The sequence below is a fragment of the Enterobacter quasimori genome, from assembly GCF_018597345.1.
GTDB classification, from domain to species: Bacteria; Pseudomonadota; Gammaproteobacteria; order Enterobacterales; family Enterobacteriaceae; genus Enterobacter; species Enterobacter mori.
In genome coordinates this window covers 131713-157076 of record NZ_JAHEVU010000004.1, presented here as the reverse complement: position 1 = coordinate 157076, position 25364 = coordinate 131713, and the positions used below count along the sequence as shown (strand labels likewise).

The 25364-nt window shown below is 55.5% G+C and carries 23 protein-coding genes and 1 riboswitch; of the genes, 14 read left to right on the top strand and 9 right to left on the bottom strand.

Annotated features, from left to right (window positions below):
• Nucleotides 1-6 precede the first annotated feature (6 nt).
• The 4 genes from thiQ to sgrR form a co-directional block, all read right to left on the bottom strand.
• Nucleotides 7-708: a thiamine ABC transporter ATP-binding protein ThiQ gene (thiQ, locus tag KK102_RS16365; RefSeq protein WP_126545123.1), complete on the bottom strand. Its 702-nt coding sequence runs from the start codon at nucleotides 706-708 to the stop codon at nucleotides 7-9.
• Nucleotides 692-2302, bottom strand: a complete 1611-nt coding sequence (gene thiP, locus KK102_RS16360; protein WP_216358026.1) for a thiamine/thiamine pyrophosphate ABC transporter permease ThiP — start codon at nucleotides 2300-2302, stop codon at nucleotides 692-694. The genes thiQ and thiP overlap by 17 nt, the downstream gene beginning before the upstream one ends.
• Nucleotides 2278-3261 carry a thiamine ABC transporter substrate binding subunit gene (thiB, locus tag KK102_RS16355; protein WP_216358025.1) on the bottom strand — a complete coding sequence of 328 codons (984 nt, stop codon included), beginning with the start codon at nucleotides 3259-3261 and terminating at the stop codon, nucleotides 2278-2280. Before thiB ends, thiP begins: the two co-directional genes overlap by 25 nt.
• Before the next feature lie 31 nt (nucleotides 3262-3292).
• A riboswitch (TPP riboswitch) is annotated at nucleotides 3293-3393 on the bottom strand.
• A 36-nt stretch (nucleotides 3394-3429) separates the two neighbouring features.
• Nucleotides 3430-5085 (bottom strand): HTH-type transcriptional regulator SgrR, encoded by a 1656-nt coding sequence (gene sgrR / locus KK102_RS16350; protein ID WP_216358024.1) that lies wholly within the window; start codon nucleotides 5083-5085, stop codon nucleotides 3430-3432.
• Nucleotides 5086-5173: 88 nt separating this feature from the next.
• Here sgrR and sgrT point away from each other — a divergent pair, with 88 nt between their 5' ends.
• The 3 genes from sgrT to KK102_RS16335 all read left to right on the top strand — a co-directional run bounded on the left by sgrT (nucleotide 5174) and on the right by KK102_RS16335 (nucleotide 6994).
• Complete coding sequence (gene sgrT, locus KK102_RS16345; protein ID WP_010427011.1) at nucleotides 5174-5326, top strand: glucose uptake inhibitor SgrT; 153 nt, start codon at nucleotides 5174-5176, stop codon at nucleotides 5324-5326.
• A 120-nt stretch (nucleotides 5327-5446) separates the two neighbouring features.
• Entirely contained in the window at nucleotides 5447-6625 is a 1179-nt protein-coding gene (locus KK102_RS16340) for a sugar efflux transporter (RefSeq protein ID WP_216358023.1), read from the top strand.
• A gap of 216 nt (nucleotides 6626-6841) precedes the next feature.
• On the top strand, nucleotides 6842-6994 hold the full coding sequence (locus tag KK102_RS16335; protein WP_045907789.1) for a Hok/Gef family protein: 153 nt from the start codon (nucleotides 6842-6844) through the stop codon (nucleotides 6992-6994).
• A 91-nt stretch (nucleotides 6995-7085) separates the two neighbouring features.
• On the opposite strand, the gene leuD is transcribed toward KK102_RS16335, so the two are convergent.
• From leuD to leuL, 5 genes are all read right to left on the bottom strand, one after another.
• On the bottom strand, nucleotides 7086-7691 hold the full coding sequence (gene leuD, locus KK102_RS16330) for a 3-isopropylmalate dehydratase small subunit (protein ID WP_023616037.1): 606 nt from the start codon (nucleotides 7689-7691) through the stop codon (nucleotides 7086-7088).
• 10 nt (nucleotides 7692-7701) lie between these two features.
• The gene (gene leuC / locus KK102_RS16325; protein ID WP_126545116.1) at nucleotides 7702-9102 is read right to left on the bottom strand and encodes a 3-isopropylmalate dehydratase large subunit; all 1401 of its coding nucleotides are present in this window, start codon (nucleotides 9100-9102) and stop codon (nucleotides 7702-7704) included.
• Between the two features lie 2 nt (nucleotides 9103-9104).
• Nucleotides 9105-10196 (bottom strand): 3-isopropylmalate dehydrogenase, encoded by a 1092-nt coding sequence (leuB, locus tag KK102_RS16320; RefSeq protein WP_216358022.1) that lies wholly within the window; start codon nucleotides 10194-10196, stop codon nucleotides 9105-9107.
• Nucleotides 10196-11767, bottom strand: a complete 1572-nt coding sequence (gene leuA, locus KK102_RS16315) for a 2-isopropylmalate synthase (RefSeq protein WP_126545114.1) — start codon at nucleotides 11765-11767, stop codon at nucleotides 10196-10198. The genes leuB and leuA overlap by 1 nt, the downstream gene beginning before the upstream one ends.
• 91 nt (nucleotides 11768-11858) lie before the next feature.
• Entirely contained in the window at nucleotides 11859-11945 is an 87-nt protein-coding gene (gene leuL / locus KK102_RS22420; protein ID WP_071530973.1) for a leu operon leader peptide, read from the bottom strand.
• A gap of 638 nt (nucleotides 11946-12583) precedes the next feature.
• Here leuL and leuO point away from each other — a divergent pair.
• From leuO to mraY, 11 genes are all read left to right on the top strand, one after another.
• Complete coding sequence (gene leuO / locus KK102_RS16305; RefSeq protein WP_126545211.1) at nucleotides 12584-13528, top strand: transcriptional regulator LeuO; 945 nt, start codon at nucleotides 12584-12586, stop codon at nucleotides 13526-13528.
• Between the two features lie 378 nt (nucleotides 13529-13906).
• Nucleotides 13907-15631, top strand: a complete 1725-nt coding sequence (ilvI, locus tag KK102_RS16300; RefSeq protein ID WP_216358021.1) for an acetolactate synthase 3 large subunit — start codon at nucleotides 13907-13909, stop codon at nucleotides 15629-15631.
• Between the two features lies 1 nt (nucleotide 15632).
• Nucleotides 15633-16124 carry an acetolactate synthase small subunit gene (gene ilvN / locus KK102_RS16295; protein ID WP_003856371.1) on the top strand — a complete coding sequence of 164 codons (492 nt, stop codon included), beginning with the start codon at nucleotides 15633-15635 and terminating at the stop codon, nucleotides 16122-16124.
• 179 nt (nucleotides 16125-16303) lie between these two features.
• A complete protein-coding gene (gene cra / locus KK102_RS16290; protein ID WP_010426996.1) occupies nucleotides 16304-17308 on the top strand; it encodes a catabolite repressor/activator in 1005 nt (334 codons plus the stop codon).
• A gap of 603 nt (nucleotides 17309-17911) precedes the next feature.
• Nucleotides 17912-18370, top strand: a complete 459-nt coding sequence (gene mraZ / locus KK102_RS16285) for a division/cell wall cluster transcriptional repressor MraZ (RefSeq protein ID WP_010426995.1) — start codon at nucleotides 17912-17914, stop codon at nucleotides 18368-18370.
• Between the two features lie 2 nt (nucleotides 18371-18372).
• Nucleotides 18373-19314 (top strand): 16S rRNA (cytosine(1402)-N(4))-methyltransferase RsmH, encoded by a 942-nt coding sequence (gene rsmH, locus KK102_RS16280; RefSeq protein WP_126545112.1) that lies wholly within the window; start codon nucleotides 18373-18375, stop codon nucleotides 19312-19314.
• Nucleotides 19311-19676, top strand: coding sequence for a cell division protein FtsL (ftsL, locus tag KK102_RS16275; RefSeq protein ID WP_006173860.1), 366 nt, complete (start codon nucleotides 19311-19313; stop codon nucleotides 19674-19676). Before rsmH ends, ftsL begins: the two co-directional genes overlap by 4 nt.
• 15 nt (nucleotides 19677-19691) lie before the next feature.
• On the top strand, nucleotides 19692-21458 hold the full coding sequence (locus KK102_RS16270) for a peptidoglycan glycosyltransferase FtsI (RefSeq protein ID WP_010426990.1): 1767 nt from the start codon (nucleotides 19692-19694) through the stop codon (nucleotides 21456-21458).
• Nucleotides 21445-22932 carry a UDP-N-acetylmuramoyl-L-alanyl-D-glutamate--2,6-diaminopimelate ligase gene (gene murE / locus KK102_RS16265; RefSeq protein WP_216358020.1) on the top strand — a complete coding sequence of 496 codons (1488 nt, stop codon included), beginning with the start codon at nucleotides 21445-21447 and terminating at the stop codon, nucleotides 22930-22932. The genes KK102_RS16270 and murE overlap by 14 nt, the downstream gene beginning before the upstream one ends.
• On the top strand, nucleotides 22929-24287 hold the full coding sequence (gene murF / locus KK102_RS16260; RefSeq protein ID WP_216358019.1) for a UDP-N-acetylmuramoyl-tripeptide--D-alanyl-D-alanine ligase: 1359 nt from the start codon (nucleotides 22929-22931) through the stop codon (nucleotides 24285-24287). The genes murE and murF overlap by 4 nt, the downstream gene beginning before the upstream one ends.
• The gene (gene mraY, locus KK102_RS16255; RefSeq protein ID WP_003856353.1) at nucleotides 24281-25363 is read left to right on the top strand and encodes a phospho-N-acetylmuramoyl-pentapeptide-transferase; all 1083 of its coding nucleotides are present in this window, start codon (nucleotides 24281-24283) and stop codon (nucleotides 25361-25363) included. The genes murF and mraY overlap by 7 nt, the downstream gene beginning before the upstream one ends.
• The last annotated feature ends 1 nt before the right edge of the window (nucleotide 25364 follow it).

Here is a 25364-nt window from a genome sequence, read left to right as displayed (position 1 = left end):
AGGGCATCAGTCAGCACGAATGCCCAACAGTGAAGACGCCCCCGCTTGACCACTGAGCAGCTCTTCCGTCTTCCCATCCCACGCAATTCGCCCTTCAGCAACGACCACCGATCGCGGTGCAATCCGTGCGGCATCCTCAATACTGTGCGAAACCATCAGCATCGTCAGCTGCTCGCGCTCGCAAACCTCCTCAACCAGCGAGAGCATCTCCTGACGCAGGGCCGGGTCGAGCGCCGAAAAGGGCTCGTCGAGCAGCAGCAGCGGCTGCTCGCGCACCAGACAGCGCGCCAGCGCCACGCGCTGGCGCTGGCCGCCGGAAAGCTCGCCCGGCAGCCTGTCGATGAACCCGGCGATCCCCATCTGCGCGGCAATACTCTCCAGCTTTTGGCGCTGGTCGTCGTTCAGCCTGAGTCCCGGATGCATCCCCAGCGCGATGTTTTGCCGCACCGTCAGATGGTTAAAGAGGTTGTTTTCCTGAAACAGCATCGAGACCGGACGCTTCGCCGGCGGCGTTCGGGTATGGTCCCGGTTTTCAATCACTATCGATCCGCTCGCCGGCTGCAGAAAACCGGCAATCAAATTAAGCAGCGTGCTTTTCCCCGCGCCGCTTGGGCCAAGCACGGCAATCATCTCCCCCTGACGCACGGAGAGCGTGAAGCGCATCGGCAGATGCTGATAAAGCCAGGTTACATCAGTCAGTTCTAACATCACGCCCCGGAAGTTTTTCGATAACGGTGAATAACGCAAAGCACAGCAGCAGCAGTAAGAGTGCCGTGACGGCCCCGTCCTGGCTGCGGTAGGAGCCAATTTGCTGGTAAAGCCAGAACGGCAGGGTGCGGAAGTCTTCATTCCCGAAGAGCGCCACCACGCCAAAATCCCCAATCGACAGCACGCAGGCAAAGGCCAGCGCCTGGGCGAGCGGACGTTTCAGGGCGCGGAGTTCCACCACTTTCAGCCGCTGCCAGCCCTGCATGCCCAGCGACTGGCACAGCAAACCGTAGCGGCTGTTCACGTCGCGCATCGGATTTTCCAGCACCTTGAGCGCGTAAGGGATGGCCATCAGTGCGTTGGTGAAAATCACAATGCCGTCGGCGCTTTGCGGCAGACCGATGGTGCTGTTGAACAGCAGGAAGAAGCCCGTCGCGAGCACAATGCCCGGCATCGCCAGAATCAGCATGCCCGTCAGCTCCAGCATGTGCCCGGCCTTACGGGCTTGACGCGCGTAAAGTTCACGGCTGCTCCACAGCAGCATCATGGTCAGTATGACGCACAGCAGCCCGGCAGCCAGCGCTATGCGAACCGAGGTCCAGGTTGCCTGCCAGAGCACGGGCTGTTGCAACACGGACACAAGATTGAGGTTCAGACCATCGGCGATAACGGCCAGAAGCGGCGGCAGCAGAAGCAGGAGCGCCAGCGTGATAAGGATAAAATCGGTGATGCGGCTGTGCAGGCTGTCCTGCGGATCGCGCCAGCCAGCTATCTGATTACTGCCGGGAGGAAGGGCCTTACTCAGCCGCTGGCTGAGCAGCACCAGCGCGAGGCAGCAAATCATCTGCACCATCGCCAGCAGCGCGGCGCGGCCCGGATCGTAGTCGTAACTCAGCGCCTGGTAGATCGCCAACTCGATGGTGGTGGCCTGCGGCCCGCCGCCGAGTGACAGTACGGTGGCAAAGCTGGCAAAGCAGAGCATGAAGATTAATGCTGCCACGGGCGGGATCTGGCGGCGCAGCCACGGCCATTCGACGAAGCGGAAGAAAGACGCGCCGCGCATGCCGAGCTGGGCGGCAATCTGGCGCTGTTCGCCGGGGATGTTCTCCAGCGCCTGCAAAAAGAGGCGCGTTGCCATCGGCATATTGAAAAAGACGTGCGCGAGCAGAATGCCCTTCAGCCCGTAAGGCGAGAATGACCACTCAATACCAAGCTGGCCGAACAGCGAAGCCAGCCAGCCCTGACGACCGTAAACGCTCAGAATACCAAATACCGCTACCAGCACGGGCAGGATCAGCGTCATGGCGCACAGGCGCAGCAGGGCCTGCCTGCCGGGGAAACGCCGCCGATACAGTGCTCGCGCAAGAAAAATGGCCGGGATCGCCGAGAGCAGGGCAGAAAGAAACGCCTGCCAGAAGGAGAACCGGATCACGTGCCAGAGGTAGCTGTCGTGCCAGAGGGCGAGCAGGTCGCTCTCCGGCGCGTTAAACCACAGTGCAAGGAATGCCCCCAGGCTGACCGCCACCATCAGCAGGGCGGCGAGCAGGCCGGGGATTAACCAGCCGGGAATCAACGGCTGACGGCGCGTTGCCATTCACTTACCCATGCGGCACGCTGCGCGGCGACCTGCTGCGGCGTAAACTCCAGCGAGGTAGCTGGTTTGGTCAACTGTTCGAAACCTGTCGGCAGCGCAACGTCAGCGACCGGATACATCCAGTTGCCCGCAGGAATGGCGTTCTGGAAGGCCGGTGAAACCATAAATTTCAGGAACTTCTCGGCCAGCTCCGGCTGTTTGCTGGCAGCGGTACGCGCGGCCACTTCCACCTGCAGGTAGTGACCTTCAGCAAAATTCGCCGCAGCGTAGTTGTCTTTCTTCTCGGCGATAATGTGGTAGGCCGGGGAGGTGGTGTAGCTCAGCACCAGGTCGCTTTCGCCTTTCAGGAACAACCCGTAGGCTTCGCTCCAGCCCTTGGTCACGGTCACGGTTTTGGCGGCCAGCTTCTGCCACGCTTCCGGCGCCTTATCGCCGTAGACCTTCTGCATCCACAGCAGCAGGCCCAGCCCCGGCGTGCTGGTTCGCGGATCTTCATAAATCACGCGCCATTTCTGGTCGCTTTCCACCAGCTCTTTCAGGCTTTTCGGCGGGTTTTTCAGCTTGTTTTTGTCGTAAACAAAAGCAAAGTAGCCGTAATCGAACGGCACAAAGGTATCGTTCTTCCAGCCGCCCGGCACGTTAACGGCGTCTGCCGCCACGCCGCTTTTGGCAAACAGTTTGGTCTGCGAGGCGGCTTCCAGCAGGTTGTTATCCAGACCGAGCACCACGTCAGCCTTGCTGTTTTTCCCTTCCATGCGCAGGCGGTTGAGCAGCGACACGCCATCTTCCAGCGCGACGAACTTCAGCTCGCAGTTGCAGTCGGCTTCAAAGGCTTTTTTAACTACCGGGCCAGGGCCCCAGTCGGCGGAGAAGGAGTCATAGGTGTAGACCGTCAGGACGGGCTTCGCAAAAGCAGGCAGCGCAAACAGCGCCAGCAGGGGAAGAACTTTTTTTAACACTTTGCACCTCAGGGTTGAGTGGCAAAGGATTTTGAGCGACAGCCTCAAATCCCTTCGCCGGCGTTATCCGGATCAGGTTCGACGGGTATTATCTCAGCGCACATCAGTGATGCAGCACCCCGTTGAGAACGGCGCTATTGTAATGATTTGGTGAATATTACGAAAGCGTTATGGCTCCGGCGGCGCAAACCAGGCGGATTTAAAATCAAACCAGCCCAGGGTGTTCATCCGCAGGCCGCGCATGCTGCGCTGTCCCTGAATCATCAGCCAGTGGTGGATCAGCGGCACGATCGCCTGTTCTGCAAGTAACGCCTGGCACCATGCGGCTAAATTCATTTCGCCCGCGCGCCACAGGGCGGCATCCTGCTGCCAGTCCCGGTCGATGCAGCGCTGGATCAGCGGGACTTCATACAGGTGCGAGAAGAGCGAGAAATCGAGCGGCAGGGTAAAGTTTGCGCTGTTGAGCCAGATATCGCTGGCGATCTCCCCCTGATGCCATTCGTCATAGTCCACTTCCCTGATGTCCAGCCTGACCCCCTCGGCTGCCAGCAGGCGGGTCATGATTCTGGCGATAAAACGATGCTCCACGTGCTCGCGGTAGTAGGTCAGGGTGATAGACTCCAGCCCTGCGGGCTTGTCGCAGTGCGACGGGCGGGCGTGGTGCCAGCGCGGAAGCAGGCCGTACGCCGGGAACCAGTATGTCTGGTACTGCGCTTCCGCATGGTAGATCAGATTGGCAGGGGACAACACGTGGCTGATCCACTTGCGGACGGCCTGGTTTGCCCCGCGGTGGGTGCGGCGGTCAAAGAGGAGATAGTAGCATCCCTCCTCCAGGCGACTCTCCACGGCTTTTTCTCCCGTGGTGGGGCCTTCCAGCGTCAGCCCGCAGCTCAGGTCCTCATTGAGATCCGGCAATACCCACACGTTCACTTCGTCGATCAGCGCCCGATAGCCAAAATAGTCATCAAAGGCGCGGATCTTCAGCTGGTTGCTGTTGTTTCGGGAGACGGCATAAGGGCCGGTACCAATTGGCTGGCTGGCGAAATTATTCAGCGATTCCCACTCGCCGGGCAAAATCATCGACGGCACATAGCCCAGCAGCCAGGGGAGCCACTTATCCTGCTGCGACAGTTCAATATCCAGCGTCCACGCCGTAGGGGAGTGGACGCGCGAAATATGTGAGTAGAGGGGGAGCTTGCGGGCGCGTTCCAGAGAAGAGATGACGTCGCTCATTTCCAGCTCGCGGCCATGATGAAAATGGATGCCGGGGCGTAAAAAGAAGCGCCAGTGGAGTGAAGAGAGTTGCTGCCAGTGGTGCGCGATATCGGCTTCCAGTTCCCCGTTTTCCTCATTTATCCGCGTCAGCCCGCTGAAGATTTGCCGGGCCATATGGGTTTCTGAGCGGCGTAACGCCGTGCCGGGCAACAGATTTTTCATTGGACGGTAGTAAAGCACCCGCAGAATATGGCGGCCCTGACGAAAGCTGCGCCCCAGATGGGAAACCAGCATCTGGCGCACGGCGGCTTTGTCGCCCACCAGCTGGACCAGCTGCTCGATGCGGTCCTGCTCCAGCAGATCTTCCGCGCGCTGCTGCTGCAGCGCCAGCCCGGTATAGAGGAAGGTCAGCCGCGAGCGTTTACCGCGTCCCGCTTCGGCTTCCCAGTTTAGCCAGCCCTGCTGCTGCATGGTGTTGAGCAGCGTGCGCATGTGTCGGCGCGAACAGCTAAGCAGGTCAGCCAGCTCGTTCAGCGTGGTCTCCTGCGATTGCCCCTCGCAGCACTGCCAGAGGCGGATAAATTGTTGTTGCAGACGACCAGAAGGCATAAAAGAGGAACTCCTGACAAAAAACCAGCAATTTATTAATCCCTATATTAGGACAATAATCCTTCCCGATGAAGTGAGGAGGTAAATTATGAAGAGGTCTACCGCTCGTCAGTTTTATCAGCAGTACTTTTCAGCGACAAAAGGATTGTCCTGGCTGGCCCGCCAGTGTGCAGAGCAACGGCTGAAAACGTTAGAAGAATTGATGCAGTGGGATGTTACGAAACCGACCTCTTCTCGCTAACTCGCCTCGATCATGTGTGACTGAGTATTGGTGCTAATCACCCGCCAGCAAAATGTTTTTGCTGGCTTTTTTCGTTTACTATTTCACCCAATTTCGATTCGCTTTCACAAGGACTTGCGCATGCTGTGGTTGATGACGATGGGGCGACGCCTGAACGGCGTGTATGCCGCTTTTATGCTGGTCGCCTTTATGATGGGCGTGGCGGGGGCGCTTCAGGCACCGACGCTGAGCCTGTTTCTCAGCCGCGAGGTGGGGGCGCAGCCGTTTTGGGTGGGGCTGTTTTATACCGTCAACGCCATTGCCGGGATCCTGGTCAGCCTGTGGCTGGCAAAACGATCCGACAGTCAGGGTGACAGGCGCAAGCTGATCCTCTTTTGCTGCGCCATGGCCGTAGGCAACGCGCTGCTGTTTGCCTTCAACCGTCATTATTTGACCCTCATTACCTGCGGCGTGCTGCTGGCGTCACTGGCGAACACCGCCATGCCGCAGCTGTTCGCCCTTGCCCGTGAATACGCCGATAGCTCGGCGCGGGAAGTGGTGATGTTTAGCTCCGTGATGCGCGCGCAGCTCTCGCTGGCGTGGGTCATTGGACCGCCGCTGGCCTTCATGCTGGCGTTGAACTACGGCTTTACCGCCATGTTCTCCATCGCGGCCGGGATTTTTGTCATCAGCCTGGCGTTGATAGCCTTCGCGCTGCCGTCCGTGGCGCGCGTCGAACAGACGACGGATACACCTGTCACCCAGGTGAGCGGCTGGCAGGATAAAAACGTCCGCATGCTGTTTATTGCCTCCACGCTGATGTGGACCTGCAACACCATGTATATCATTGATATGCCGCTGTGGATCAGCAGCGATCTGGGTTTACCGGACAAGCTTGCGGGGATCTTAATGGGGACCGCTGCCGGGCTGGAAATTCCGGCAATGATTCTGGCGGGATATTACGTTAAGCGCTTTGGGAAGCGTCGGATGATGATCGTCGCCGTGGCGGCCGGGGTGCTGTTTTACGCGGGACTGATCCTTTTCCATTCGCGTGAAGCGCTGCTTGCGCTGCAGCTGTTTAATGCTGTGTTCATTGGGATCGTCGCCGGAATCGGCATGCTCTGGTTTCAGGATCTGATGCCCGGACGCGCGGGATCGGCCACGACGCTCTTTACGAACAGTATTTCAACCGGGGTGATTCTGGCCGGTGTGATCCAGGGCGCGCTGGCGCAAAGCTATGGCCATACGTCGGTTTACTGGGTGATTGCGGCGATATCCGTTGTGACGCTCCTGCTGACCTGCCGGGTAAAAGACGTGTGATTCTGGAAGACGGCTTCACAAATTGGAACGACATTCTGACAGAGATCGCGAAGGGGAATAGAGTACGTGGCGGGTGCTTGAGGCTGTTTGCCTCAGGCTTTCGCAAGAGGCAAACAGTGGAGAGTCCCACATCAAAAGATTGATGGGGAGACCAACTTCACAACCAACATTGCGAGGTTAGTCTCTTCATTGCCGAAAAGCAATAAGGAGGCTGGAATGCCAAAACGTACTCTGCTGTTAGGTTTATTTCTGATCTGTACGACGTTGTTGATCTTCACCTGGATGGTCCGTGATTCGTTGTGTGAATTGCATTTCAGACAGGAGAAAACAGAAATGGCGGCAGTGTTGGCTTACGAAGCAAAACGTTAGCGGTATGGGCGGGGAAGTTTCCCCGCCTCTCCAGAGTGGTTGAGCCTCAACGCACCCTTATCAATGGCCCGCATTTCGCGGGCCATTGCCTTTAGCCCATAAACGCAGGCTGTTTTTTCTCGTACGCTGAGATGGCGTCTTCGTGCTGCAGCGTCAAACCAATGCTGTCCAGACCGTTCAGCATGCAGTGACGGCGGAACGCATCAATGCTGAAGCTGTAGGTTTTATCCCCGGCTTTCACCACTTCCGCTTCCAGATCCACTTCAAACGACATGCCCGGATTTGCCTTAACCAGCGCAAACAATTCATCGACCTGCTCATCGCTCAGCGTCACCGGCAGCAGCTGGTTGTTGAAGCTGTTGCCGTAGAAGATATCCGCGAAGCTTGGGGCAATGACCACCTTAAAGCCGTAGTCGGTCAACGCCCATGGCGCATGCTCACGCGACGAGCCGCAGCCAAAGTTTTCCCGCGCCAGCAAAATGGAGGCACCTTTGTATTCCGGGAAGTTCAGCACGAACTCCGGATTAGGCACTTCGCCTTTGTCGTCCAGGAAACGCCAGTCGTTGAACAGGTGCGCGCCAAAACCGGTACGCGTCACTTTCTGCAAAAACTGCTTAGGAATGATCGCATCAGTATCGACGTTAGCGGCGTCCAGCGGAACAACCCGGCCCGTATGCTGTGTAAATTTCTCTGCCATGATTGTCTCCTTATTTCAGGCTGCGAATATCGGCGAAATGGCCGGTAACTGCCGCCGCAGCGGCCATTGCCGGGCTGACCAGATGAGTGCGTCCACCGCGGCCCTGACGGCCTTCAAAGTTACGGTTGCTGGTGGAGGCACAGCGCTCGCCCGGATTCAGTCGGTCGTTGTTCATCGCCAGACACATGGAGCAGCCTGGCAGGCGCCACTCGAAGCCTGCTTCGATAAAGATCTTATCCAGACCTTCGGCTTCAGCCTGCGCCTTCACCGGACCAGAGCCTGGAACCACCAGCGCCTGCACGCCCGGTGCCACTTTGCGGCCTTTAGCAATCTCGGCGGCGGCACGCAAATCTTCGATACGGGAGTTGGTGCAGGAACCGATAAAGACTTTATCAATGGTTACGTCGGTCAATGGAACGCCAGGTTTCAGCCCCATATAGGCCAGCGCTTTTTCCGCACTGGCGCGCTCGACCGGATCGGCGAAAGACGCCGGATCGGGGATGCTGTCGTTGACGGAAATCACCTGGCCGGGGTTGGTGCCCCAGGTGACCTGCGGCGCAATCTCCTCCGCCTGCAGGGTGACAACGGTATCAAAGCTCGCACCGTCGTCGGTTTTCAGGGTTTTCCAGTATTCGACGGCATCGACATAATTCTGATCTTTTGGCGCGTGCAGACGGCCCTTCACGTAGCTGAAGGTGGTGTCGTCCGGCGCGACCAGACCGGCTTTTGCGCCCATCTCAATGGCCATGTTGCACAGGGTCATACGGCCTTCCATGCTCAGCGCCTGAATGGCTTCACCGCAGAACTCAACAACGTGGCCGGTACCGCCCGCGCTGCCGGTTTTGCCGATAATCGCCAGCACGATGTCTTTCGCGGTGATGCCCGGCGCGGCTTTGCCCTTCACTTCAATCTTCATGGTTTTGGCGCGGCCCTGTTTCAGGGTCTGCGTTGCCAGAACATGTTCCACTTCGGACGTGCCGATACCGAATGCCAGCGCGCCAAACGCGCCGTGGGTGGCGGTATGGGAGTCGCCGCAAACGATAGTCATGCCCGGCAGGGTGATACCCTGTTCTGGCCCCATCACGTGGACGATGCCCTGATAAGGATGGTTCAGGTCGTACAGCTCAACGCCAAATTCGTTGCAGTTCTTAATCAGCTCCTGCATCTGGATACGGGCCATCTCACCCGAGGCATTAATGTCTTTGGTCTGGGTGGAAACGTTGTGATCCATCGTCGCAAAGGTTTTACCCGGCTGACGTACCGGGCGCTTGTGCGCGCGCAGGCCGTCAAATGCCTGAGGTGAAGTCACTTCGTGCACCAGGTGGCGGTCAATGTACAGCAGCGGGGTTTCGTTTGGCGCCTCGTAGACAACGTGCGCGTCAAACAACTTTTCGTATAACGTCTTAGCCATGATTACACCCCTTCAGCGACATAGCGGGCAATGATGTCGCCCATTTCATCGGTACTGACTGCTGCCGTACCGCGTGCCAAATCACCGGTACGGACGCCTTCTTCTAACGCCCGGTTAATGGCGTTTTCAATTGCGGCTGCTGCATCGCCTGCATCCAGACTGTAGCGCAGCAGCAGGGCCAGGGAGAGGATCTGCGCAATCGGATTGGCAATGTTTTTGCCTGCGATATCCGGCGCGGAACCGCCCGCAGGCTCGTACAGGCCAAAGCCTTCTTCATTCAGGCTTGCGGATGGCAGCATTCCCATGGAGCCGGTGATCATCGCGCACTCGTCAGAGAGGATATCGCCGAACAGGTTAGAGCACAGCAGCACGTCAAACTGGGACGGATCCTTAATCAGCTGCATGGTCGCGTTGTCGATGTACATGTGCGACAGCGCGACGTCCGGGTACTGCTTAGCGACTTCGCTGACGATCTCGCGCCACAAAATGGAAGACTGCAGCACGTTCGCTTTGTCAATGGAGGTCACTTTATGGCGGCGTTTACGCGCCGACTCGAACGCGATGTGGGCGATACGTTCGATTTCGAAACGGTGATACACCTCGGTGTCGAACGCTTTCTCGTGTTGTCCGCTGCCTTCGCGCCCTTTTGGTTGACCGAAATAGATCCCGCCGGTCAGTTCACGCACGCACAGAATGTCGAAACCGTTGGCGGCGATGTCCGCGCGCAGCGGGCAGAACTCTTCCAGACCCTGATACAGCTTCGCCGGACGCAGGTTGCTGAACAGCTTGAAATGTTTACGCAGCGGCAGCAGCGCGCCGCGCTCTGGCTGCTCTGCTGGCGGCAGGTGTTCCCATTTCGGGCCACCGACGGAACCAAACAGAACGGCATCGGCATTTTCGCAGCCTTCCACGGTCGCTTTCGGCAGTGGCGTACCGTGGTTATCAATCGCTATACCGCCCACGTCGTAGTGGCTGGTGGTAATTTTCATCGCAAAACGCGCGCGAACGGCTTCCAGTACTTTCAGCGCCTGTGCCATCACTTCCGGTCCAATACCGTCGCCCGGTAACACAGCAATATGGTAATTCTTCGACATTACACGGTTTCCTTGTTGTTCTCTTTATTCTGAGCTTTGCGTTGCAACTCTTTTTCGACTTCGGCGGCGCGCCAGATGTTGTTCAGCACATGCACCATCGCTTTCGCGGAGGATTCAACGATGTCGGTCGCCAGGCCCACGCCGTGGAAGCGTCGGCCGTTGTAATTCACCACGATATCCACCTGACCCAGCGCGTCTTTACCGTGCCCTTTAGCCGTCAGGTCATATTTCACCAGCTCAACGTCGTACTCTGTGACGCGGTTAATCGCCTGGTAGATGGCATCGACGGGGCCGTTACCGTTCGCGGCCTCTGCTTTAATTTCTTCGCCGCAGGCCAGCTTGACCGAGGCGGTGGCGATGTCGCTGGATCCGGACTGCACGTTGAAGTAATCCAGACGGAAGTGTTCAGGCTCTTCCTGCTGCTTGTTAATAAAGGCCAGCGCTTCCAGGTCATAGTCAAACACCTGCCCTTTTTTGTCGGCCAGCTTCAGGAACGCGTCATACAGCTGGTCCATGTTGTAATCGCTGTCCTTATAGCCCATCTCTTCCATGCGGTGCTTCACCGCCGCGCGACCGGAACGGGAGGTCAGGTTCAGTTGGACCTGGTTCAGGCCGATGGATTCCGGGGTCATAATTTCGTAGTTTTCACGGTTCTTCAGCACGCCATCCTGATGAATACCGGAGGAGTGCGCGAAGGCGCCAGTGCCGACAATCGCTTTGTTGGCCGGAATCGGCATGTTGCAAATCTGGCTGACGGTCTGGCTGGTGCGCCAGATTTCGTTGTGATTGATGCGGGTATGCACGTCCATGATGTCTTTGCGCACTTTGATCGCCATGATCACTTCTTCCAGCGAACAGTTGCCCGCGCGTTCGCCGATGCCGTTCATCGCACCTTCGACCTGACGCGCGCCGGCGTGGACGGCGGCGATAGCGTTGCCCACGGCCAGGCCCAAATCATCGTGGGTGTGGACGGAGATAATCGCTTTATCAATATTGGGTACGCGGTCATACAGGCCGGTGATGATGTTGGCGAACTCAAACGGCATGGTGTAGCCGACGGTGTCCGGGATGTTGATGGTTTTGGCACCCGCGTTGATCGCGGCTTCCACAACGCGCGCCAAATCGTCGATTGGCGTACGGCCTGCATCTTCACAGGAGAATTCAACGTCATCGGTATAGTTGCGTGCGCGTTTCACCATATACACCGCGCGCTCAATCACCTCATCCAGTGTGCTGCGCAACTTGGTGGCGATGTGCATGGGCGAGGTGGCAATAAAGGTGTGGATACGGAAGGCTTCGGCCACTTTCAGCGACTCGGCCGCGACGTCGATATCTTTTTCTACACAGCGCGCCAGACCACATACGCGGCTGTTTTTAATGGTGCGGGCGATGGTCTGGACGGATTCGAAATCACCCGGAGACGAGACCGGGAAACCCACCTCCATCACGTCGACACCCATACGTTCGAGAGCCAGCGCGATCTGCAGTTTCTCTTTTACACTCAGGCTCGCCTGTAATGCCTGTTCACCGTCACGTAAAGTGGTATCGAAAATAATGACTTGCTGGCTCATGGGTTAGGTCCTTGTCAGTCTTAGGGCGCCTTGCTACGAGCATAAAAAAACCCGCGCAGTGGCGCGGGTTTTTAGTCTTACTGGTGACGATTCAACGCTGAATTTCGCCCGCCAGTCTACCGCGCACAGTGGATGCGTTTAGTAGTAGTAGACCGGTGAAACGAATGGTGCGAATCATGAATCGTGCTCCGTTAAATTCAATATGCTTTTAGTGGTACTGGATACGACTGTTCATGTCAACCCTTGGCGGCAAATTTATACCTACCTGGCACGATCGTACTGATTATTAGATTTAGCTAATTGTGCTGGCTTTCTCGTTTATGACCTCTTTAATTGTCTATTTTTGGACTTGAAATTTATCACCAGAATGATTTCAATATATTTAGTATCAATTGAACATACTTTGTTTAGCGTCGCTCCAGGGATTGAAATATGTGTTATTTCATTAATTTATGCTTGTGATGAATGATTCAGAAACGAATACGTTGGGTGTGTTGATAAAAATTTGTTAACTCACTCAGCGGTGCTGGCGTTAATAGTTTAATGGAACTTAAGTTATTATTAACCTGAGGGGTGATTGTTTATTCATCTGAATTATGGTTTCATGCCAATCCTAATGTAATTGATATCAATTCACGGTGATTTTTATCCCTGCGTCAATGAGATGCATCCGTCCTCTATTGATGAGTGTGTCTTTATATTTTCCGAATTTTAAATAATTCTCTTTCGCTGATCGTATATGCATGGTAAATCATATTTTTCGAACTTATTACAATGCTTTGGCAGAGGGAGTTTAGCGTGACGGTGGAGTCAGAAATGCCATTAAATAATATTAATCAACCTCAGGTTTATGACGGGGTTAAACCTCAGTTACGCACTGTGGATCTTAACCTGTTAACCGTTTTTGACGCGGTGATGCAGGAGCAGAATATCACGCGAGCAGCTCAATCCCTTGGCATGTCTCAACCTGCGGTAAGTAATGCGGTGGCCAGGCTTAAGTTAATGTTTAACGACGAATTATTCGTACGTTACGGGAGAGGGATCCAACCCACTGCCCGCGCATTTCAACTGTTTGGCTCTATCCGTCAGGCGCTGCAACTGGTACAAAATGAATTGCCTGGTTCAGGCTTTGAACCCTTAAGCAGTGAGCGAGTATTCCATTTATGCGTTTGCAGCCCGCTAGACAATTATTTGACCTCTGTTATATATAATAAAGTTGAAACGATTGCGCCAAATATTCATCTGGTTTTTAAGTCTTCACTAAATCAGAACACCGAGCACCAGCTTCGTTATCAGGAAACGGAGTTTGTCTTAGGATACGAAGAGTTCCGTCGCCCGGAGTTTTCCTGCGTACCGCTATTTAAAGATGAAATGGTCCTGGTCGCCAGTAAAAAACATCCGAGAATGAATTCTCCGCTGCGTGAAAATGATGTCTTTAATGAGCAACATGCCGTTGTCGCCCTCGACAGGTATGCTTCATTTAGCCTGCCGTGGTATGACACTGCGGATAAACAAGCGAGCGTTGCTTACCAGGGCATGGCAATGGTCAGCGTATTAAACGTCGTTTCCCAGACGCACCTGGTCGCTATTGCCCCGCGCTGGCTGGCGGAAGAGTTCTCTGAACAGCTTAATCTGCAAATTTTGCCATTACCGCTCAAGCTTAATAGCCGTACTTGTTACCTTTCATGGCATGAAGCAGCTGGTCGGGATAAAGGGCATCAGTGGATGGAAGAGTTGCTTATCAGCGTCTGTCGTCGATAAGCGCGTCAGGATAAATCGCATAAATACATGCGGTTTATCCTGGTATTTTTCGTATTAATGATATTTTATTCTGAATGATTTTTTTCAACGGTTGTCATACCGTCAAAAATAGATGATTTCCTGAATCATCTCACTTTTATGCGATGATTCATTATCCCAACCGCTGATTACAGATGAATTCACCATAACCCTCCAGACTGGCTCTCTTTTCTGCTTCGGAAGGCATTTCCCCCGCCTTGTTTGCCAATTGCCTGCCTTATAGCGAGCGGTTAAGGTAACGATCACTCTGCATTATATAAGATGGGTTAATCCCTATCGTAAGACGGGGCGGAAATGAATTCTGCTTTCTGTCTATAACAAAAAGCCTGGAGGCAAAGCATGGAGATGTTGTCTGGCGCGGAAATGGTCGTTCGATCGCTGATCGATCAGGGCGTGAAGCAAGTGTTCGGCTACCCGGGAGGCGCAGTCCTCGATATTTATGATGCGCTTCATACGGTAGGCGGCATTGACCATGTTCTGGTTCGTCACGAGCAGGCGGCGGTACACATGGCTGACGGGCTGGCACGCGCGACGGGTGAAGTGGGTGTGGTATTAGTCACGTCTGGGCCCGGTGCGACCAACGCCATTACCGGTATCGCGACAGCGTATATGGACTCCATTCCGCTGGTCATTCTTTCCGGTCAGGTTGCAACCTCCTTGATTGGCTACGATGCTTTTCAGGAGTGCGACATGGTGGGGATTTCACGCCCCGTGGTGAAGCACAGCTTCCTGGTGAAGCAAACCGAAGACATTCCCGGCGTGCTGAAAAAAGCCTTCTGGCTGGCAGCAAGCGGGCGTCCAGGCCCGGTAGTGGTCGATCTGCCAAAAGATATTCTAAACCCGGCGAATAAGCTGCCTTATGTCTGGCCGGAATCAGTGAGCATGCGCTCCTACAACCCAACGACGCAGGGGCACAAAGGCCAAATTAAGCGCGCGCTGCAGACGCTTGTGGCAGCGAAGAAACCGGTAGTCTATGTGGGTGGGGGTGCCGTTAATTCCGCCTGCGAAACGCAGCTGCGTGAGCTGATCGAAAAGCTGAATCTTCCTGTCGCATCGTCGCTGATGGGGCTCGGGGCATTCCCGGCAACGCACCGTCAGGCGTTGGGGATGCTGGGTATGCACGGCACCTATGAAGCCAACATGACGATGCATAACTCGGATGTGATCTTTGCTGTTGGCGTTCGGTTTGACGATCGCACCACCAATAACCTGGCGAAATACTGTCCGAATGCGACCGTGTTGCACATTGATATCGACCCCACCTCTATTTCGAAAACGGTTCCGGCAGATGTGCCAATCGTCGGGGATGCGCGTCAGGTCCTGGAGCAAATGCTGGATCTGCTGGCGCAGGAAACGGTCTCGCAGCCGCTGGATGAGATACGCGACTGGTGGCAGCAGATCGAACAATGGCGTGGGCGTCAGTGTCTGAAGTATGACACGCAAAGTGAGCACATTAAGCCGCAGGCGGTGATCGAAACGATCTGGCGCCTGACCAAAGGTGATGCGTACGTGACGTCTGACGTCGGCCAGCATCAGATGTTTGCCGCACTCTATTATCCGTTTGATAAGCCGCGCCACTGGATCAACTCCGGGGGGCTCGGCACGATGGGCTTCGGTCTGCCAGCCGCGCTGGGCGTGAAGCTGGCGCTGCCAAATGAAACCGTGGTCTGCGTGACCGGTGATGGCAGTATTCAGATGAATATTCAGGAGCTGTCTACTGCGCTGCAATATGAGTTGCCGGTCCTGGTGCTGAACCTGAACAACGGCTATCTCGGCATGGTGAAGCAGTGGCAGGATATGATCTATTCCGGCCGCCATTCTCAGTCCTATATGAAATCGCTTCCGGACTTTGTCCGTCTGGCGGAAGCCTATGGGCATATTGGCATGCGGGTGACCGATCCGGCAGAGCTGGAAACGAAACTCGGTGAAGCGCTTGAGCACGTGAAAAACAACCGCCTCGTGTTCATGGATGTCATTGTGGATGGTACCGAACACGTTTACCCGATGCATATTCGCGGTGGTGGAATGGACGAAATGTGGTTAAGCAAAACGGAGAGAACCTGATATGCGCCGGATACTATCTGTATTACTGGAAAACGAGTCTGGCGCACTGTCACGCGTCATCGGGCTATTCGCTCAGCGCGGTTACAACATTGAAAGCCTGACCGTTGCGCCGACGGACGATCCCACGCTGTCGCGCATGACGATCCAGACCGTCGGCGACGCCAAGGTGCTCGAGCAGATCGAGAAACAGCTGCATAAGCTGGTTGATGTGCTTCGCGTGAGCGAGCTGGGGCAGGGCGCTTATGTTGAGCGTGAGGTGATGCTGGTAAAAATTCAGGCCAGCGGCTACGGACGTGAAGAGGTCAAACGCAATACGGATATCTTCCGTGGGCAGATTATTGACGTCACGCCTTCTATTTATACGGTTCAGCTGGCGGGAACAAGTGATAAGCTGGATGCCTTCCTGGCCTCCGTGCGGGATGTGGCAAAAATTGTAGAAGTCGCGCGCTCTGGCGTGGTTGGCCTTTCGCGCGGCGATAAAATCATGCGTTAGCTGTCAAAAAGGTTCGCCTCTTTCTGCCCGGTCACCAAAGCCGGGCTTTTTTTTGTGTAATCAGCCGACAACGCAGATAAAAGCGGTTGCCGCGAAGGCTTTTCTGCGTTTAGATGTTAAAAGATTTAACCATAACCTTGACAGGGCCATGGACTCTTTTCTTTTTTTAAGGGGCAATTGTGAAACTGGATGAAATCGCCCGGTTAGCCGGCGTGTCACGAACTACGGCCAGCTATGTGATTAACGGTAAGGCAAAGCAGTATCGTGTCAGCGATAAGACCGTTGAAAAAGTCATGGCGGTGGTTCGTGAGCATAACTACCATCCGAATGCTGTCGCAGCCGGTCTCCGCGCCGGGCGCACCCGCTCGATTGGTCTGGTGATCCCGGACCTGGAAAACACCAGCTACACCCGTATCGCCAACTATCTCGAACGTCAGGCGCGCCAGCGCGGCTATCAATTACTGATTGCCTGTTCTGAAGACCAGCCCGATAACGAGATGCGCTGTATTGAGCATCTGCTCCAGCGTCAGGTGGATGCCATCATCGTTTCAACCTCATTACCGCCAGAACATCCTTTTTACCAGCGCTGGGCTAACGACCCGTTCCCGATTGTCGCACTCGACCGTGCCCTTGACCGGGAGCATTTCACCAGCGTCGTCGGCGCCGATCAGGATGATGCGGAAATGCTGGCGGCCGAGCTAAGAACCTTCCCGGCCGAAACCGTGCTGTATCTTGGCGCGCTGCCAGAGCTTTCGGTGAGCTTCCTGCGTGAACAAGGTTTCAGGACCGCCTGGAAAGAGGATCCGCGTGAGGTTCACTATCTCTATGCCAACAGCTATGAACGCGAAGCCGCCGCACAATTGTTCGAAAAATGGCTTGAAACGCATCCGATGCCTCAGGCGCTGTTCACGACCTCATTTGCGCTGCTGCAGGGGGTGATGGACGTGACGCTGCGTCGTGACGGGAAGCTGCCATCGGATCTTGCCATCGCAACCTTTGGTGATAACGAACTGCTCGATTTCCTGCAGTGCCCGGTACTGGCCGTGGCTCAGCGCCACCGCGACGTGGCAGAGCGCGTGCTGGAGATTGTACTGGCAAGCCTGGATGAGCCCCGCAAACCGAAGCCTGGCCTCACACGCATTAAACGTAATCTTTATCGTCGTGGCATTTTAAGCCGTCATTAATCCATTCCTGGGGGGGCGTGAAAACAGCCCCCCTTTTACAGAATTAATGGTTACCTTAATTCCCGCAGTAAAATTAGGATAATTCCTTAGGAATCATAGCCTGCTATTATTCTTAATTCGTTTCAGCGTTTAAATTGCCTTTAAAAGAATACTGATGCCATTTTAAAAGGCTAATTTTGTATTGTTTTGTTACAAACCTGCTTCGGGTGATGAATATTCAAACGTTTTTTCTCTTTCCCTTCTGCCTGGCCTGCCCGCCGTGGAACGCTCACGTTGCCGCGATGAATCTGGCGCTGTTATCCCCTGGCAATATGTCTTAAAATGCTGCCCGCGTCGCAAACTGACACTTTATATTTCCTTGCGATGATATTGAGTGAGCTTTAACGCTAGTGTGCATATTCGGTTTTTTTCTTACAAATATTCATAACGTTAATTTTGCCTCGCCAGTTGTGCAGTTATTAACCAGGTCTGCTTATCTCTGTAAATAGAGGGCTTTCGGGTCCGTATAGAGAGAGTCCTGGCTTGACAAGCTTTTCCATCGCTCCGTAAACTCCTTTAGGTGGGAATTTGTGGGTTAAAGTGGTGAGGAGGGGTGAGGCTGGCATGTTCCGTGGAGCTACGTTAGTCAATCTCGACAGCAAAGGGCGCTTATCGGTACCAACCCGATACCGCGACCAGCTGATTGAGAACGCTTCAGGTCAAATGGTTTGCACCATTGACATCAACTCCCCCTGCCTGCTGCTTTACCCTTTACCCGAATGGGAAATTATTGAGCAAAAGCTGTCGCGACTGTCGAGCATGAATCCGCAAGAGCGCCGCGTACAGCGGTTGTTATTGGGACATGCCAGTGAGTGTCAGATGGACAACGCAGGACGATTACTGATTGCGCCTGTGTTGCGGCAACATGCGGGTCTGACAAAAGAAGTGATGCTGGTCGGGCAGTTCAATAAGTTTGAACTGTGGGACGAAACGACCTGGTATCAACAGGTCAAGGAAGATATCGACGCTGAGCAGTCCGATTCCGCAACATTGTCGGAACGGCTGCAGGACTTGTCTCTATAAATATGATGGAAAATTATAAACATACAACGGTGTTGCTGGATGAGGCCGTTAACGGTCTGAATATTCGTCCAGACGGCATCTACATTGATGGCACTTTTGGTCGCGGTGGCCACTCGCGTCTGATCCTCTCCCGGCTAGGAGCGGAAGGACGTCTGCTGGCAATCGATCGCGATCCGCAGGCGATTGCCGTTGCACAAACCATCGATGACCCACGCTTTTCCATCGTGCATGGACCTTTTTCTGCGCTGGCTGATTACGTAGCCGAGCGCGGTCTGACGGGCAAGATCGACGGAATTCTTCTCGATCTTGGCGTCTCTTCACCTCAGCTTGATGATGCAGAGCGCGGATTCTCCTTCATGCGTGACGGTCCACTGGACATGCGCATGGATCCGACACGCGGCCAGTCTGCCGCAGAGTGGTTACAAACTGCTGACGAAGCGGATATCGCCTGGGTCATCAAAACGTTCGGCGAAGAGCGCTTTGGCAAACGTATTGCGCGCGCCATCGTTGAGCGCAATCGCATCGAGCCAATGACCCGCACCAAAGAGTTGGCCGAGGTGATCGCGGCCGCAACACCGGTGAAGGATAAGCACAAACATCCCGCGACCCGTACCTTCCAGGCGGTTCGTATCTGGGTAAACAGTGAACTGGAGGAAATAGAGCTGGCGCTAAAAAACTCGCTCGACGTGCTGGCCCCGGGTGGGCGGTTATCCATCATCAGCTTCCATTCGCTGGAAGACCGTATTGTGAAGCGCTTTATGCGTGAACAAAGCCGCGGTCCTCAGGTTCCAGCGGGGCTGCCGATGACGGAAGAACAACTCAGGAAGCTGGGTGGTCGTCAGTTGCGAGCATTAGGCAAGTTGATGCCGGGTGAAGAAGAGGTGGCAGAGAATCCACGTGCCCGTAGTTCAGTGCTGCGAGTTGCAGAGAGGACGAACGCATGATCGGCAGAGTGACAGAGACCCTAAGCAAAGTTAAGGGATCGTTAGGAAGCAACGAGCGCCATGCCTTGCCTGGCGTGATCGGCGACGATCTTTTGCGGTTTGGGAAGCTGCCACTCTGCTTGTTCATTTGCATCATTGTGACGGCAGTAACGGTGGTGACAACTGCCCACCATACACGTTTATTGACTGCGCAACGCGAGCAGCTGGTGCTGGAACGCGATGCGCTGGATATTGAATGGCGAAATCTGATCCTTGAAGAAAACGCGCTTGGCGATCACAGCCGGGTTGAACGGATCGCAACGGAAAAGCTGCAGCTGCAGCATGTTGATCCATCGCAGGAAAATATCGTAGTACAAAAATAAGGGAAAACGCGACGCATGAAAGCAGCGGCAAAAACGCTAAAACCAAAACGTCAGGAAGAACAGGCCAACTTTGTCAGTTGGCGTTTTGCGTTGCTTTGCGGCTGCATTTTACTGGCGCTGGGTTTTCTGCTGGGACGCGTGGCGTGGTTGCAAATCATCGCCCCTGACATGCTGGTGCGTCAGGGTGATATGCGCTCTCTTCGCGTGCAGGAAGTGTCGACGTCTCGCGGAATGATCACCGATCGCTCCGGTCGTCCGCTGGCGGTAAGCGTGCCGGTGAAGGCAATCTGGGCCGATCCGAAAGAGCTGCATGATGCTGGCGGGATCACGCTTGATAACCGCTGGAAGGCCCTTGCGGACGCGCTGAAGATGCCGCTGGACCAGTTAGCTTCGCGTGTGAATACGAACCCGAGAGGGCGCTTTATCTATCTGGCGCGTCAGGTGAACCCTGACATGGCGGATTACATCAAAAAATTGAAGCTGCCGGGGATCCATCTGCGTGAAGAATCACGCCGGTACTATCCATCCGGCGAAGTGACTGCTCACCTCATTGGCTTTACTAACGTTGATAGCCAGGGGATTGAAGGCGTTGAAAAAAGCTTTGATAAATGGCTCACCGGCCAGCCCGGCGAGCGCATTGTGCGCAAAGACCGCTATGGTCGCGTGATCGAGGATATTTCCTCAACGGACAGCCAGGCCGCACACAACCTTGCACTGAGTATTGATGAGCGGCTACAGGCGCTGGTTTACCGCGAGCTGAACAATGCCGTGGCCTTTAACAAAGCGGAATCGGGCAGTGCCGTGCTAGTTGATGTCAGCACGGGAGAAGTGCTGGCGATGGCCAATAGCCCATCCTACAACCCTAACAATCTCACCGGTACGCAGAAGGATGTTATGCGTAACCGTACCATCACCGACGTGTTCGAACCGGGTTCAACCGTGAAGCCGATGGTGGTCATGACTGCACTTCAGCGCGGTATCGTCAATGAAAACACCGTACTGAATACCATTCCTTACCGAATTAACGGTCACGAAATCAAAGACGTGGCGCGCTACAGCGAATTAACCCTGACCGGGGTGTTACAGAAGTCGAGTAACGTCGGTGTTTCAAAGCTGGCGTTAGCGATGCCGTCCTCAGCGTTAGTAGAGACTTACTCACGTTTTGGGCTTGGAAAGGCGACCAATTTGGGGTTGGTCGGAGAACGCAGTGGCTTATATCCTCAAAAACAACGGTGGTCTGACATAGAGAGGGCCACCTTCTCTTTCGGCTACGGGCTAATGGTAACCCCGTTACAGTTAGCGCGAGTCTACGCAACGATCGGCAGCTATGGCGTTTATCGCCCGCTGTCGATTACCAAAGTTGATCCACCGGTTCCCGGTGAGCGTATCTTCCCGGAATCAACCGTCCGTACTGTTGTTCATATGATGGAAAGCGTGGCGCTGCCCGGCGGCGGCGGCGTGAAGGCGGCGATTAAAGGCTATCGCATCGCCATTAAAACCGGTACAGCGAAAAAAGTGGGGCCAGACGGCCGCTACATCAACAAATACATTGCCTATACCGCAGGCGTAGCGCCTGCAAGCAATCCGCGTTTTGCGCTGGTGGTCGTCATTAACGATCCACAGGCGGGTAAATACTACGGCGGCGCCGTCTCCGCGCCTGTGTTCGGGGCCATCATGGGCGGCGTATTGCGCACCATGAACATTGAACCGGATGCGCTGGCGACGGGCGACAAAAGTGAATTTGTAATTAATCAAGGCGAGGGTACAGGTGGCAGATCGTAATTTGCGCGACCTTCTCGCTCCGTGGGTGCCTAATGCACCGGAGCGAGCACTGCGAGAGATGGTACTGGACAGCCGCGTGGCTGCTTCTGGCGATCTTTTTGTGGCGGTGGTCGGTCATCAGGCGGACGGGCGTCGTTATATCCCGCAGGCGATTGCGCAAGGTGTTGCTGCCATTATTGCTGAGGCCAAAGATGAGGCAACCGACGGTGAAATCCGTGAAATGCACGGTGTGCCGGTTATCTATCTCAGCCAGTTAAATGAGCGTCTCTCTGCGCTTGCAGGGCGTTTCTATCACGAACCTTCCGACCAGCTGCGCCTGGTTGGCGTGACGGGTACGAACGGTAAAACCACCACCACGCAGCTGATGGCGCAGTGGGCCCAGCTGCTGGGTGAAACCGGTGCGGTGATGGGGACCGTGGGTAATGGCCTGCTGGGCAAAGTGAGCCCGACGGAAAACACCACCGGTTCCGCGGTAGACGTACAGCATGTGCTTGCCGGTCTGGCAGGGCAGGGGGCAACCTTTGCTGCGATGGAAGTCTCTTCGCACGGTCTGGTACAGCACCGCGTCGCGGCGCTGAAATTTGCCGCTTCCGTGTTTACCAATCTGAGCCGCGATCATCTTGATTATCATGGTGATATGGAGCATTACGAAGCCGCGAAATGGCTGCTGTTCTCTACTCACCATTACGGACAAGCCATCATCAACGCCGACGACGAAGTGGGCCGCCGCTGGCTGGCTAAGCTGCCGGATGCGGTTGCGGTGTCGATGGAAGACCATATCAATCCAAACTGCCACGGCCGCTGGCTGAAGGCGGTTGAAGTGAATTACCACGACAGTGGGGCGACAATCCGCTTTGCCTCTTCCTGGGGTGAAGGCGAAATTGAAAGCCGCCTGATGGGCGCGTTTAACGTCAGCAACCTGCTGCTGGCGCTGGCGACACTGCTGGCGCTGGGCTATCCAATGGCCGACCTGCTGAAAACCGCTGAGCGACTGCAGCCTGTTTGCGGCCGTATGGAAGTGTTCAGCGCGCCGGGTAAACCGACGGTTGTGGTCGACTACGCCCACACGCCGGATGCGCTGGAGAAGGCGCTGGAAGCAGCTCGCCTGCACTGTGCCGGTAAGCTCTGGTGCGTATTTGGCTGCGGCGGCGATCGCGACAAGGGCAAACGCCCGCTGATGGGCGCTATTGCCGAGCAGTTTGCGGATATTCCGGTAGTGACCGATGACAACCCGCGTACCGAAGAGCCGCGCGCCATCATTAACGACATTCTGGCGGGCATGCTGGATGCGGGTCGTGCTCGCGTGGTGGAAGGCCGTGCGGAAGCCGTGACCAACGCCATCATGCAGGCGCGGGAGAATGATGTTGTCCTGCTGGCGGGTAAAGGCCATGAAGATTATCAGATCGTTGGCAATCGCCGTCTGGACTACTCGGACCGCGTAACGGCAGCTCGTCTGCTGGGAGTCGTGGCATGATTAGCCTCACGCTAAGCCAGGCCGCTTCGGTACTGCACGGCGAATTGCTGGGTCAGGATCTGACCATTGACGCCGTGACCACGGATACCCGCAAAGTGACCGCGGGTTGTCTGTTTGTGGCGCTGAAAGGCGAGCGTTTTGATGCGCATGATTTTGCACAGCAGGCCAAAGAAAATGGTGCTGCTGCGCTGCTGGTCAGCCGCAGGCTGGATATCGATCTGCCGCAGATTGTGGTGAACGATACCCGTCTGGCATTTGGTGAACTGGCGGCATGGGTCCGTCAGCAGGTTCCGGCTCGCGTTGTCGCGCTGACGGGGTCGTCCGGTAAAACGTCCGTAAAAGAGATGACGGCGGCGATTCTCGGCCAGTGCGGAAACACACTTTATACCGCGGGTAACCTAAATAATGACATCGGCGTGCCGATGACATTACTCCGCCTGACCAGGGAACATGAATTTGCGGTGATCGAGTTAGGGGCAAACCACCAGGGCGAAATCGCCTGGACCGTGAGCCTGACTCGCCCGGAGGCGGCGCTGGTGAATAACCTTGCCGCCGCACATCTGGAAGGTTTCGGGTCGCTGGAAGGCGTGGCGAAAGCCAAAGGCGAGATCTACACCGGTCTGCCGGTTGACGGAATTGCCATTATGAATGCCGACAACAATGACTGGCTGAACTGGCAAAGCATTATTGGTTCACGTAAGACCTGGCGCTTCTCACCGAATGCCGCCAACAGTGACTTTACGGCGACGAATATCCATGTAACGTCCCATGGGACGGAGTTCACCCTCAATACACCAACGGGTGGCGTGGATGTTCTGCTGCCGCTGCCGGGTCGTCATAACATCGCCAATGCGCTTGCGGCGGCGGCGCTGTCCATGGCGGTTGGCGCGTCGCATGATGCGATCAAAGCCGGGCTGGCGAATCTGAAAGCCGTGCCGGGGCGTCTGTTCCCGATTCAGCTTTCGGAAAACAAACTGCTGCTGGATGACTCCTATAACGCGAACGTTGGCTCGATGACGGCGGCGGTGCAGGTGTTATCTGAAATGCCGGGCTACCGCGTGATGGTGGTTGGCGATATGGCCGAGCTGGGTGATGAAAGCGAAGCCTGTCATACCCAGGTCGGTGACGCGGCGAAAGCGGCGGGCATTGATTGCGTGCTGAGCGCAGGAAAACTGAGCCAGGCAATTAGCCACGCCAGCGGTGTCGGTGAGCACTTTGCCGAAAAAGCGGCGTTGATTGAGCGCCTTAAGGCATTAATAACAGAAAAACAAATTGTGACAGTGTTAGTGAAAGGTTCACGTAGTGCCGCCATGGAAGAGGTTGTGCACGCATTACAGGAGAACGGGACATGTTAGTTTGGCTGGCCGAACATTTGGTCAAATATTACTCAGGCTTTAACGTCTTTTCCTATCTGACGTTTCGCGCCATTGTCAGCCTGCTGACTGCGCTGTTCATCTCGTTGTGGATGGGCCCGCGCATGATTGCCCGTCTTCAAAAGCTCTCTTTCGGCCAGGTTGTGCGTAATGACGGTCCGGAATCTCACTTCAGCAAACGCGGTACCCCAACGATGGGCGGGATCATGATCCTGACCGCGATCGTTGTTTCCGTGCTGCTGTGGGCGTATCCGTCCAACCCGTATGTCTGGTGTGTACTGACGGTTCTGGTGGGTTACGGGATCATTGGCTTCGTCGATGACTATCGCAAAGTGGTACGCAAAGACACCAAAGGCCTGATCGCCCGCTGGAAGTATTTCTGGATGTCGGTCATCGCGCTGGGCGTCGCCTTCGCGCTGTATCTGGCAGGGAAAGACACCCCTGCAACCGAGCTGGTGGTGCCCTTCTTCAAGGACGTAATGCCGCAGCTGGGGCTGTTCTATATCCTGCTTGCGTACTTCGTGATTGTCGGCACCGGTAACGCGGTGAACCTGACCGATGGTCTGGATGGACTGGCGATTATGCCTACCGTCTTTGTGGCGGGCGGTTTTGCGCTGGTGGCCTGGGCGACCGGTAACATGAACTTTGCCAACTATCTGCACATCCCTTACCTGCGCCACGCGGGCGAGCTGGTGATCGTCTGTACGGCGATTGTCGGCGCGGGGCTGGGCTTCCTGTGGTTTAACACCTATCCGGCGCAGGTCTTCATGGGTGACGTCGGTTCACTGGCGCTGGGTGGCGCGCTGGGCATTATTGCCGTGCTGCTGCGCCAGGAGTTCCTGCTGGTGATCATGGGCGGTGTGTTTGTGGTTGAAACTCTGTCGGTGATTTTGCAGGTCGGGTCCTTCAAGCTGCGCGGCCAGCGCATCTTCCGTATGGCGCCGATTCACCACCACTATGAACTGAAAGGCTGGCCGGAACCGCGCGTGATTGTGCGCTTCTGGATTATTTCGCTGATGCTGGTGCTGATTGGCCTGGCAACGCTGAAGGTACGTTAAT